The following is an 11688-nucleotide window of genomic DNA, read 5'->3' as shown; positions in this document are numbered from 1 at the left end:
GCAGGGGGGCCTCGCATCCCTTAGGGGATCTGTTCGACCGCCCCCTACGGGAACCACCGGATGCCCCGGCCGCCGCCGTCCGGGCACCTGGCACCCTGGGAGGGTGAGCAGATCTCCCCTCCCCAAGGGCGCCGAGCAGCGTGCCCGTGCCCGTAATCCGGTCGGTGGCCATGTGCCGGTGGCCGGCGGTCTGGCGAAGACCGGTATTCCGTACGCCCGCGAGATGGGTGACGAGGCCGTGCAGGTCTTCGTGGCGAATCCGCGCGGCTGGGCGACGCTGCCGGGCAGCCCCGGGCAGGACGAGGCGTTCCGGGCAGCCTGCGCGGAGCAGGGGATGCCGGTGTACGTCCATGCGCCCTACCTGATCAACTTCGGCTCGCACACCGCGGAGACGGTCGACAGGTCGGTGGCCTCACTGCGCCATTCGCTGCGGCGCGGCCGGGAGATCGGCGCGCTCGGGGTGGTGGTGCACACCGGGTCGGCGACCGGCGGACGGCCCCGGGAGGTGGCGATGGCGCAGGTCAGGGAGCGGATGCGGCCGTTGCTCGACGAGCTGGAGCACCCCGATGACCCCTGGCTGCTGCTGGAGCCGACGGCGGGGCAGGGCGCCTCACTGTGCGCGCGGGCCGAGGATCTCGGGCCGTACTTCGACGCGCTGGACCGGCACCCGAAGCTCGGGGTGTGCCTCGACACCTGTCACGCGTTCGCGGCCGGGCACGACATGGCGGCGCCGGGCGGGACGAAGGCGCTGCTGGACGAACTGGTGGAGGTCACCGGCGAGGGCCGGCTGAAGCTGATCCACGCCAATGACTCCAAGGATGTGGCGGGCGCCCACAAGGACCGGCACGAGAACATCGGTGCGGGTCATATCGGTGCCGAAGCGTTCGCGGAGCTCTTCACGCACCCGGCGACGGACGGGGTGCCGCTGGTCGTGGAGACACCGGGTGGCAAGGAAGGACATGCGGCGGACGTGGCCCGCCTCAAGCAGCTGCGCGCCCGCTGAGGGGCACCGCCCCCGAGCTCCAGGCGCGGGGTCCCCGGGGCCGGTCAGGGCCCCCGGGACCGATCGGGGTCCCCGCGCCTCAGAGCTCGGGGCCCTCCCCCGGTTCCTCCTGGTAGGAGTAGCGCTGTTCGCTCCATGGGTCGCCCAGGTTGTGATAGCCGCGCTCCTCCCAGAAGCCGCGGCGGTCGGCCCGCATGTATTCGATACCGCGGACCCATTTGGGGCCCTTCCAGGCGTAGAGATGCGGGACGATCAGGCGGACCGGGAAGCCGTGCTCGGCGGTGAGCAGTTCACCGGAGCGGTGGGTGGCGAAGAGGCACTTCTCCGCGGTGAAATCCGCCAGCCGCAGATTCGAGCTGAAGCCGTATTCGGCCCACACCATGACATGGGTGGCATCGGGCGCGGGCGGTGCGAGATCCAGGATGGTCTTGGTGAGCACCCCGCCCCATTCGGCCCCCAGCATGCTGAATTTCGTCACACAGTGCATATCGGCGACGACCGTGGCATACGGCAGCGCTGTGAATTCCTCGTGCGACCAGCAGTGCTTCTCACCGTCAGCGGTGGCGCCGAAGACCCGGAACTCCCAGCGTTCGGCGCGGAACTTCGGCACCGGACCGTAGTGCGTCACCGGCCAGCCCCGCTGCAGCCGCTGCCCCGGAGGCAGCTGAGGATGCTCCTCTTCGCGGCTTTCCGGCTGACCCATGCCCCCATGTTGTCAGACCGGAAGGGGTGCCGATGACCAGGGATGGAGCGAATCGGACAACTCCCACTAAGCGTGAACTTACTGGACGTCTCGCTCCGCCCGGTGCGAGGATGCGCGGCACCTGCCCAGTTACTCGCGTGGAAGGAGCCCGCAGCCATGCAGGGCGACCCCGAGGTCCTCGAATTCCTCAATGAGCAGCTGACCGCCGAGCTGACCGCGATCAACCAGTACTTCCTGCACGCCAAGATGCAGGAGAACTTCGGCTGGACGAAGCTCGCGAAGTACACCCGCGCCGAATCCTTCGACGAGATGAAGCACGCGGAGGTGCTCACCGACCGGATTCTCTTCCTCGACGGCCTGCCGAATTACCAGCGGCTGTTCCACGTACGGGTCGGCCAGACGGTCACCGAGATGTTCCAGTCCGACCGGCAGATCGAGGTCGAGGCCATCGACCGGCTCAAGCGCGGGATCGAGCTGATGCGCAACAAGGGCGACATCACCTCGGCGAACATCTTCGAGAGCATCCTGGCGGACGAGGAGCACCACATCGACTACCTCGACACGCAGCTGGAGCTGATCGAGAAGCTCGGCGAAGCGCTCTACATCGCCCAGGTGATCGAGCAGCCGAGCTGAGCGACGGCGCGCGATGGCAGGACCCGACAGGGCACCCCTGGGGGCTACGCGGCCTCCGAGAGCGCCGCGGGCGCCCCTGCGCCCACCTCCGCGCCCCGCGGCCCGAGCGGTGCCGTCTCCTCCGGCGCCAGCGGATCGGAAGCGCCCCGGTCGATGAGTTCACGGCGGGGGCAGCTGCCCCGACCGAGCAGCGCCTGGATGCGGCGTACGCAGTTGCCGCAGTCGGTGCCGGCCTTGCTGGCGGAGGCGATCTGACGGGGCGTGCAGGCGCCGGATTCCGCGTGCTCGCGGACCTGCTGCTCGGTGATCCCGAAGCAAGAGCAGACGTACACGCGGTGTCACCTCTTCGGGGCGGCTCGGGGAGGAATCTTCCAGGACTCACCGATCAGAACAGCTGATCTTGAGTGAGGTTACCCTTACCTTACCTGGCCCGGGGCGGGGTCTCAACGCCCGATCGCTCCGGACAGCACAGTGGGGCGCGGATCACAGGATCCACGCCCCACTCCCGCTCGGCCGACGATCACTGCCGGCCCGCGGTCACTGATCGCGGTACATCTCCGCCACCAGGAACGCCAGGTCCAGCGACTGGCTGCGGTTGAGCCGCGGGTCGCAGGCCGTCTCGTAGCGCTGGTGCAGATCGTCGACGAAGATCTCGTCGCCGCCGCCCACGCACTCGGTGACATCGTCGCCGGTCAGCTCGACGTGGATGCCGCCCGGGTGGGTGCCGAGGCTCTTGTGGACCTCGAAGAAGCCCTTGACCTCGTCCAGCACGTCGTCGAAGCGCCGGGTCTTGTGACCGGAGGCGGCCTCGAAGGTGTTGCCGTGCATCGGGTCGCTGATCCAGGCGACCTGCGCACCGGAGGCGGTGACCTTCTCGACCAGCTCGGGGAGCCTGTCGCGGATCTTGTCGGCGCCCATGCGGGTGATGAAGGTCAGCCGGCCCGGCTCACGCTCCGGGTCGAGGCGGTCGATCAGCGTGAGCGCGTCCTCGGGCGTGGTCGTCGGACCGAGCTTGACGCCGATCGGGTTGCGGATCCGCGAGGCGAACTCGATGTGCGCACCGTCCAGCTGACGGGTGCGCTCGCCGATCCAGACCATGTGGCCGGAGACGTCGTAGAGGTTGCCGGTGCGCGAGTCGACGCGGGTCAGCGACGACTCGTAGTCCAGGATCAGCGCCTCGTGCGAGGAGAAGAACTCCACCGTCTTGAACTCCTCCGGGTCCACCCCGCAGGCGTTCATGAAGTTCATCGCACGGTCGATCTCGCGGGCCAGCGCCTCGTAGCGCTGCCCGGACGGCGAGGACTTCACGAAGTCCTGGTTCCAGGCGTGCACCTGGCGCAGGTCGGCGTAGCCGCCGGTGGTGAAGGCGCGCACGAGGTTGAGGGTCGCCGCGGAGGCGTGGTACATGCGCTTCAGCCGCTGCGGGTCCGGGATCCGGGCCTCGGGGGTGAACTCGAAGCCGTTGACGGAGTCGCCGCGGTAGGTCGGCAGGGTCACCCCGTCGCGGGTCTCGGTGGGCTTGGAGCGCGGCTTGCTGTACTGGCCGGCGATCCGGCCGACCTTGACCACCGGGACGGACCCGGCGTAGGTCAGGACGGCGCCCATCTGGAGGAGCGTCTTGAGCTTGTTCCGGATGTGCTCGGCGGACACGGCGTCGAAGGCCTCCGCGCAGTCGCCGCCCTGAAGCAGGAACGCCTCACCACGGGCGACGGCTCCCAGGCGCTCACGCAGCTGGTCGCACTCGCCCGCGAAGACGAGCGGCGGATAGGACTCGAGCTCCGCGATCACATCGCGCAGAGCCTCTTGGTCCGGCCAGTCAGGCTGCTGCGCCGCGGGCAGGTCTCGCCAGGTGTTGCCACCGGCGTGGGTTTCAGCGTTCACGGTCACAAAGCCAAGATTACGGGGTCTTGACAGGCGTCCAGTACCGCGACCGCAGGATGAGACGAGGTACACGCGGGCACCCGGCCGCCGCCTCCGTCGGGTAGGGTGCGCGACATGCACGCGCAGCCGATTCCGAACATGAACTGGTGGTGGACCGCTCATCCGGCGGCCCACTGATCGCGCGTACCCAGAACTCCGCGAAGGCCGCCCGAGGGGCGGCCTTCGGTGTTTCCCGGGCCGTTCCTCCCTACGGAAGGAACTCCCGTGCACCACGACGCCACGCACCCCCGCACCACGGTCCACCGCACCGCGCCGCCCCACGGCACCGCCGCTCTCCTCCAGCGGCTCACCAGCGGCCACGACACCCCCTTCGCCCTGCTCCGCCGCCGCACCCCCGGACGCGATCACGACACCGTGGAGCTGCTCATCGGCCCGGTCCGCGAGGTGGAGCGGCTCGCCGACATCCCTGAGGGCGGGCGGGGGCCGGACGGTGAGCGCGGGGCGCTGGCCATGGTCCCGTTCCGGCAGATCCGCGAGCGCGGTTTCGACGTCCGCGACGACGGCACTCCGCTCGCCGTCCTGCTGCCCCGGGAGGTGTACGAACTTCCGCTGCCCGAGGTGCTGGACGCCCTCCCGGCCCATGACGTGACCGTCCGCGGCGGCGCGTTCGACGTGGGCGACGAGGCGTACGCGGAGATCGTCGAGCGGGTGGTGCGCGAGGAGATCGGCACCGGCGAGGGCGCCAACTTCGTGATCCGCCGCACGTTCGAGGGTGAGATCCCCGGTTTCGGCGCGGCCGACGCGCTGGCCCTGTTCCGGCGGCTGCTGGCCGGCGAGCGCGGCGCGTACTGGACCTTCGTCGTCCACCAGCCCGGGGTGCGCACCCTCGTCGGGGCGAGCCCCGAGGTCCATGTGCGGATGGCCGGGGGGACGGTCGTGATGAACCCGATCAGCGGGACGTACCGCTACCCCGCCGAGGGCCCCGGCGCGGAGGGCCTGCTGGAGTTCCTGGCCGACCGCAAGGAGGCGGAGGAGCTGTCCATGGTCGTCGACGAGGAGCTGAAGATGATGTGCACCGTCGCCGACCAGGGCGGGGTGGTGATCGGGCCCCGCCTGAAGGAGATGGCCCACCTCGCACACACCGAGTACGAGCTGCGTGGCCGCTCCACCCTGGACGTCCGCGAGGTGCTCAGGGAGACGATGTTCGCGGCGACGGTCACCGGCTCGCCCGTCCAGAACGCCTGCCGGGTGATCGAACGCCATGAGCCCGCCGGGCCGGACGGTGCCGGCCGCGGCTACTACGCGGGGGCGCTGGCGCTGATCGGCAGGGACGCCCATGGTGCGCAGACGCTGGACTCGCCGATCCTGATCCGTACCGCCGACATCGATGCCCGCGGCGCCCTGCGGCTGCCGGTCGGCGCGACCCTGGTACGGGCCTCCGACCCGCGCGGCGAGGTCGCCGAGACCCATGCCAAGGCTGCGGGGGTGCTCACCGCCCTCGGCGTGCGCCCCGCCCCCGTACGGCGGGCCGGGGAGGCCGCGCGGCCCCGCCTCGCCGACGACCCGCGGGTCCGGGCCGCGCTCGACGCCCGGCGGGCCGGCCTGGCGCCCTTCTGGCTGCGGATGCGGTCCGGCGCGCCGACGGCCGGGCTGACCGGGCACGCCCTGGTCATCGACGCGGAGGACACCTTCACCTCGATGCTGGCGCATCTGCTGCGCACGTCGGGGCTGGAGGTCACGGTGCGCCGCTTCGACGCGCCGGGGCTGCGGGAGGCCGCCCTGGCGCACTCGGGGCCGGTCGTGCTGGGCCCGGGACCGGGCGATCCGTCCGACGCCGGTGACCCCAAGATGCGCTTCCTGCGCGCGCTGACGGCCGAGCTCGTCGCCACACACCGGGAGGGAGTTCTGGGGGTCTGCCTCGGGCATGAACTGCTCGCCGCGGAGCTGGGGTTGGAGATCGTCCGCAAGGAGGTGCCGTTCCAGGGCGCGCAGGAACGGATCGACTTCTTCGGCCGCCCGGAGACGGTCGGGTTCTACAACACCTTCACGGCCCGCTGCGACGACCGGACGGCGGAGGAACTGGCCATGCACCGGGTGGAGTTGAGCCGGGACGCGGGGACCGGTGAGGTGCACGCGCTGCGCGGCCCGGGCTTCGCGGGGGTGCAGTTCCACCCCGAGTCGGTGCTGACCCTGGACGGTGCCTCGGTCATCGCGCGGCTGCTGGCAGCTGTCCTCGTATGACCAGGGTGTTCTCGTTGGAGCGGCCGGTCAGGTAGTCCTCGACGTTGGTGACCGTGGCGTCGATGATCTGGCCGACCGCCTCCTTCGTGAAGTACGCCTGGTGGGAGGTGACGAGGACGTTCCCGAAGGTCATCAGGCGGGCCAGAGTGTCGTCGTCGACGACGTCCAGGGACTTGTCGAAGAAGAAGAGCCCGGCCTCCTCCTCGTAGACGTCCAGGCCGACGCCGGTCAGCCGGCCGGCCTTGAGGGTGCCGACGAGCGCCGCGGTGTCGATGAGCCCGCCGCGGCTGGAGTTGATCAGGATGGCGTCGTCCTTCATCGCGGCCAGCGCGGCGGCGTCGACGAGGTGGCGGGTGGCCGCCACCAGCGGGAGGTGCAGGGAGATCAGGTCGGCCTCGGCGAACAGCCGCTCCTTGGTGACGTACACCATGCCCAGCTCGGCGCAGCGCGGATTCGCGGCGAGGTCCCAGCCGAGCAGGTTCATACCGAAGCCGTGGGCGATCCGGGTGAACGCCTCGCCGATCTTGCCGGTGCCGAGCACCCCCGCGGTACGGCCGTGCAGGTCGCGGCCCATCAGGCCGTCCAGCCGGAAGTCGAAGTTACGGGTGCGGTTGGCGGCCCGGACCAGGTGCCGGTCGACGGCCAGGGCGAGGGCCCAGGCGAATTCGGCGACCGCGTACGGGGAGTAGCGGGAGACCCGGCCGACGCTCATCCCGAGGTCGGCCGCGGCCTCCAGGTCGATGTTGTTGAAGCCCGTGGAACGCTGGGCGATCATCTTCGTCCCGCCGGCCGCGAGGGTCTGCAGGACGTCGGCGCTCAGATCGGCGTTGACGCTGCTGCTGACGATCTCGTAGCCGTGCGCGATGGGGGCGGTGTCGCGGTTGAGGAAGACGTCCAGCGCACGGACCTGGTGGCGGCCGGCGAAGGCCTGCTCCAGGAGCGGCCGCTCATCCGCCTGTACGCCGAAGGCGACGATCTCCACGTTCCCTCCCGCCGGTACGCCCGCACAGGGGCAAATGGGCCGGATATGTCGCGTAGGGCGAATATACGGCCCCTCGCCCGGAGGCGCCGCCCGGAGGGAGGGCCTCCGTGGTCAGCCGAAGAACACCCCGACCTCGGCGTAGAGCGCCGGATCGACGGTCTTCAGCTTCGCGGTGGCCTCCGCGATCGGCACCCGCACGATGTCCGTACCGCGCAGCGCGACCATCTTCCCGAAGTCGCCGTCGTGCACCGCGTCGATCGCGTGCAGACCGAAGCGGGTGGCCAGCCAGCGGTCGAAGGCGCTGGGCGTACCACCGCGCTGGGTGTGCCCGAGCACCGTCGTCCGCGCCTCCTTGCCGGTGCGCGCCTCGATCTCCTTGGCCAGCCACTCCCCCACACCGGACAGCCGGACGTGCCCGAAGGAGTCCTTGGAGTCGTCCTTGAGGACCATCTGGCCGTCCTTGGGCATCGCGCCCTCGGCGACCACCACGATGGGGGCGTAGCTCGCCTTGAAACGGGAGTCGATCCACCGGCAGACCCGCTCGATGTCGAAGCGCTGCTCGGGGATGAGGATGACGTTCGCCCCGCCGGCGAGACCGGAGTGCAGCGCGATCCAGCCGGCGTGCCGGCCCATCACCTCGACGACCAGGACCCGCATATGGGATTCGGCGGTGGTGTGCAGCCGGTCGATGGCCTCGGTGGCCACCCCGACGGCGGTGTCGAAGCCGAAGGTGTAGTCCGTCGCGGACAGGTCGTTGTCGATGGTCTTGGGGACGCCGACGCAGGGGATGCCGTACTCGTCGGAGAGTCGCGCCGCGACGCCGAGGGTGTCCTCGCCGCCGATCGCGATCAGCGCCTCGACCTCCTGCTTGGCGAGCGTCTCCTTGATCCGGCGGACGCCGTCGGGCTGCTGGAAGGGGTTGGTCCGCGAGGAGCCCAGGATCGTGCCGCCGCGGGGCAGGATGCCGCGCACCGCCGGGATGTCCAGCGTCACCGTGCGGCCCTCCAACGGGCCGCGCCAGCCGTCCCGGAAGCCGACGAAGTCGTCACCGTACTCCTGGGTGCCCTTGCGGACGACGCCCCTGATCACCGCGTTCAGACCCGGGCAGTCGCCGCCACCGGTCAGTACTCCGACCCGCATCGCTGCCATCACCTACATCCCGTCAGTGGCCGCGCTCGGCCGTGGTCGATCGGACGCCGGCCACGCTAATGGTGATCTGGGTCACTCCGGGATGGGGCAAAATGCCGATTTCGGTGATTCCACGGGGAGTTGACGTGAGGCGTTCACCCGGACGAGCGGAGGCCCGTGCCCGCTCACGCCTCGTCGAGGCCCCGCTCTATCGCATAGCGCACCAGTTCCACCCGGTTGTGCAACTGGAGCTTGCCGAGGGTGTTCTGGACGTGGTTCTGCACCGTGCGGTGCGAGATGACCAGGCGCTCGGCGATCTGCTTGTACGAGAGGCCCTTGGCCACCAGGCGCAGCACCTCGGTCTCCCGCTCCGTCAGCCGCGGCGCGCCCGGCTCGTCCGGCGTCGCCGGGGCGGGCTCGCTCGCCAGCCGCCGGTACTCGCCGAGCACCAGCCCCGCCAGGCCCGGGGTGAACACCGCGTCCCCGGCGGCCGTCCGGCGCACCGCGTCCACCAGTTCCTCCGTGCTCGCCGACTTCAGCAGATAGCCGGTCGCCCCGGACTTGACCGCCTCCAGGACATCGGCGTGCTCACCGCTCGCGGACAGCACCAGCACCCGCAGCGCCGGATGGGCGCCGACCAGCTCCTGGCACACCCGTACACCGGGCAGCCCCGGCAGATTGAGGTCCAGGACCAGCACATCGGGCGACGCGGCCTGCGCCCTGCGCACCGCCTGGAGACCGTCGCCGGCCGTCGCCACCACCTCGAACCCGGCCTCCGCCAGATCCCGCGCGACCGCGTCACGCCACATCGGGTGGTCGTCGACCACCATGACCTTCAGCCTCGTCTGCTCCGTCACGTCCCGGCCTTCCCCCGCCTTCCGCCCTCGGGCCGTACGCCCTTGGGGACCGTCAACTCCACTTCCGTGCCCTGGCCGGGGACCGAGATCCACGCCGCGCTGCCGCCCAGATCCCGAAGCCGCCCGCGGATCGACAGGGCCACCCCCAGCCGGCCCTCCCGCTCGGCGTCCGCGAGGCGGCCCTCGGGGATGCCGGGGCCGTCGTCGCGGACCGTCACGATCACCGCGTGCGGTTCGTCCTCCACCAGGATCCATGCGCGGGCACCGGCCCCCGCATGCACCCGGACATTGTCCAACGCGGCACTGACAGCGGCCGCCAGCTCCGCCGCGGCGGCGGCCGGCAGCTCGACCGGGGCGCCCGGCTCGGAGTAGGTGACACCGGCGCACGCGTACGGGGCGAGCAGCGCGCGGACATCGCAGGGCTCCCGGGACTCCTCGTCGGCGTACGGCGCCGGGGACGCCGGGCGCCCGGCGTACGCCGCCGCCCCCTCGGCGCCGGGCGCCGCCTCCTCGTTGCCGTACGACCCCGCCGCCCGCTCCTCGGTGTGCGGCGTACGCCGCGGCGTCGGCCCGCCCGAGACCAGCGTCCGCAGGGCGACCTCCTGTTCGCCCGCCATCCGCCCCAGCTCGGCCGCCTCGCCGCCGATCGTGGCTCCCCGCCGCTGCACCATGGCCAGCACCTGCAGCACGCTGTCGTGGATGTCGCGGGCCAGCCGCTCCCGTTCGCGGGTGGCGGCCTCGATCTGCAGCGCGCGGGCGAGGGTGCGCTCACTGGCGCGCGCCACCTCGACCACATAGCCGATCGCGACGCTGGACACCCACAGCAGCACCACGTTGTGGACGGTGTCGCGGGCGAACTCCTGGCGTTCGACGAGGTTGGCGGTGGCCACCAGGGCGGAGGCCACCGCGGCCCAGCGCCAGCCGCGTTTGATCGCGAAGCCCAGGACCGCACCCGCCGTCCAGATGGAGGGCAGGGTGGGCCCGCCGCCCATGATCCGTTCGTGGGTGTCCACCAGGGGCGTCAGCAGAATGCCGCCGACCGCGAAGGCGAGGTCGACGATCAGGAAGTGCCGGGTGCAGCGCTCCGGGGAGGTCGTACGACGCCAGGTGAACCCCATCCAGACGGTGAGCGCGGCCATATAGGCGCCCGCGCCCCACGGATGCGCGTACCGCTCGTACGAGAGCGCGAACAGGCACAGCGTGTAGACGAGGGTGAGGATCCGGTAGCCGGTGAGCGCCCGCCAGAGCGGGAGCTCGACGGACATCCGCAGCGCCTTCGGGGGGTGCTTGCCGGGGCGTCCGGCAGCCATGGTGGCGCCGCTCACCGTCCGTATGTCCGCGTCCGTCGTCCGTATGTCCGCGTCCGTCATCTCGCCGGCCCCCACCCCTCGCCGGGCGCGTCCACGCCCGGTCTCGGCACTGCCCGTCTCCTCCGGCCCGCCCGGCCTACCCGGCGGCCTTCTTGGCCTGCTCGGCGGCCTTCTTCGCCTGCTCCGCCTCGGCCTTCTTCTTCGCCTCCGCGGCCTTCGCCGCCTCCGCGATCTGCCGCTTGGCGGCGGTCGCGTAGATGTCGACGTACTCCTGACCGGACAGCTTCATGATCTCGTACATGACCTCGTCGGTGACCGACCGCAGGATGAAGCGGTCGCCCTCCATGCCCTGGTAACGGGAGAAGTCCAGCGGCTTGCCGATCCGGATGCCCGGCCGGATCATCTTCGGCACGACCTTGCCGGGCGGCTGCACCTTCTCGGTGTCGATCATCGCCACGGGGATCACCGGCGCGCCCGTGGCCAGCGCCACCCGGGCCAGACCGCCGGGCTTGCCGCGGTAGAGCCGGCCGTCGGGGGAACGGGTGCCCTCCGGGTAGATGCCGAACAGCTCACCGCGCTCCAGCACCTCGATGCCGCTCTTGATCGCCGCCTCGCCCGCGCCCCGCGCGCCCGACCGGTCGACCGGGAGCTGGCCCACACCCTTGAAGAACGCGGCGGTGAGCTTGCCCTTCACACCCGGGGACGTGAAGTACTCGGACTTCGCGATGAAGGTGACCTTGCGGTCCAGCACCGCGGGCAGGAAGAAGGAGTCCGAGAAGGACAGATGGTTGCTCGCGAGGATCGCCGGACCCTCGGCGGGAATGTTCTCGAGGCCTTCCACCCAGGGCCGGAAGGCAAGCTTCAGCGGCCCGCCGATGGAAAACTTCATTGCGCCGTAGATCAACCGACTGCCTCCTGTGTCTGACGCAAAGACCTTAACCTGCCCCGCC

General features: G+C 71.0%; 11 protein-coding genes. 3 read left to right on the top strand and 8 right to left on the bottom strand.

The window, feature by feature from the left end; translation table 11 throughout:
- The first annotated feature begins 103 nt into the window (after positions 1–103).
- Entirely contained in the window at positions 104–1003 is a 900-nt protein-coding gene (locus ACFY12_RS22325; RefSeq protein WP_390717597.1) for a deoxyribonuclease IV, read from the top strand.
- A gap of 79 nt (positions 1004–1082) precedes the next feature.
- Here the strand turns inward: ACFY12_RS22325 and ACFY12_RS22320 are convergent, their stop codons facing one another.
- Entirely contained in the window at positions 1083–1706 is a 624-nt protein-coding gene (locus ACFY12_RS22320; RefSeq protein ID WP_390717596.1) for a sulfite oxidase-like oxidoreductase, read from the bottom strand.
- A gap of 156 nt (positions 1707–1862) precedes the next feature.
- Here ACFY12_RS22320 and bfr point away from each other — a divergent pair, with 156 nt between their 5' ends.
- Positions 1863–2339, top strand: a complete 477-nt coding sequence (gene bfr, locus ACFY12_RS22315; protein ID WP_390717595.1) for a bacterioferritin — start codon at positions 1863–1865, stop codon at positions 2337–2339.
- Between the two features lie 44 nt (positions 2340–2383).
- Here bfr and ACFY12_RS22310 read toward each other — a convergent pair whose 3' ends face one another.
- Together ACFY12_RS22310 and ACFY12_RS22305 are read right to left on the bottom strand one after the other, a co-directional pair.
- Positions 2384–2671 carry a bacterioferritin-associated ferredoxin gene (locus ACFY12_RS22310; RefSeq protein WP_390717594.1) on the bottom strand — a complete coding sequence of 96 codons (288 nt, stop codon included), beginning with the start codon at positions 2669–2671 and terminating at the stop codon, positions 2384–2386.
- 205 nt (positions 2672–2876) lie between these two features.
- Positions 2877–4226 (bottom strand): class II 3-deoxy-7-phosphoheptulonate synthase, encoded by a 1350-nt coding sequence (locus tag ACFY12_RS22305; protein ID WP_390717593.1) that lies wholly within the window; start codon positions 4224–4226, stop codon positions 2877–2879.
- 258 nt (positions 4227–4484) lie between these two features.
- On the opposite strand from ACFY12_RS22305, the gene ACFY12_RS22300 reads away from it, so the two are divergent.
- Complete coding sequence (locus ACFY12_RS22300) at positions 4485–6461, top strand: anthranilate synthase family protein (RefSeq protein WP_390717592.1); 1977 nt, start codon at positions 4485–4487, stop codon at positions 6459–6461.
- Here the strand turns inward: ACFY12_RS22300 and ACFY12_RS22295 are convergent.
- From ACFY12_RS22295 to ACFY12_RS22275, 5 genes are all read right to left on the bottom strand, one after another.
- A complete protein-coding gene (locus tag ACFY12_RS22295) occupies positions 6427–7443 on the bottom strand; it encodes a 2-hydroxyacid dehydrogenase (protein WP_390717591.1) in 1017 nt (338 codons plus the stop codon). The two genes, ACFY12_RS22300 and ACFY12_RS22295, sit on opposite strands and share 35 nt — an antisense overlap.
- A gap of 111 nt (positions 7444–7554) precedes the next feature.
- Entirely contained in the window at positions 7555–8583 is a 1029-nt protein-coding gene (locus ACFY12_RS22290) for a 6-phosphofructokinase (RefSeq protein ID WP_390717860.1), read from the bottom strand.
- A 173-nt stretch (positions 8584–8756) separates the two neighbouring features.
- Positions 8757–9401 carry a response regulator gene (locus tag ACFY12_RS22285; protein WP_390717859.1) on the bottom strand — a complete coding sequence of 215 codons (645 nt, stop codon included), beginning with the start codon at positions 9399–9401 and terminating at the stop codon, positions 8757–8759.
- A gap of 23 nt (positions 9402–9424) precedes the next feature.
- Positions 9425–10738 carry a MacS family sensor histidine kinase gene (gene macS, locus ACFY12_RS22280; RefSeq protein ID WP_390717858.1) on the bottom strand — a complete coding sequence of 438 codons (1314 nt, stop codon included), beginning with the start codon at positions 10736–10738 and terminating at the stop codon, positions 9425–9427.
- A 136-nt stretch (positions 10739–10874) separates the two neighbouring features.
- Positions 10875–11627 carry a lysophospholipid acyltransferase family protein gene (locus tag ACFY12_RS22275; RefSeq protein ID WP_390717590.1) on the bottom strand — a complete coding sequence of 251 codons (753 nt, stop codon included), beginning with the start codon at positions 11625–11627 and terminating at the stop codon, positions 10875–10877.
- Between the last annotated feature and the right edge of the window lie 61 nt (positions 11628–11688).

Source organism: Streptomyces sp. NPDC001339 (assembly GCF_042895955.1).
Taxonomy (GTDB): Bacteria; Actinomycetota; Actinomycetes; order Streptomycetales; family Streptomycetaceae; genus Streptomyces.
The sequence above is the reverse complement of the archived record's forward strand: the minus strand, read 5'-3'. Positions and strand labels throughout refer to the sequence as shown.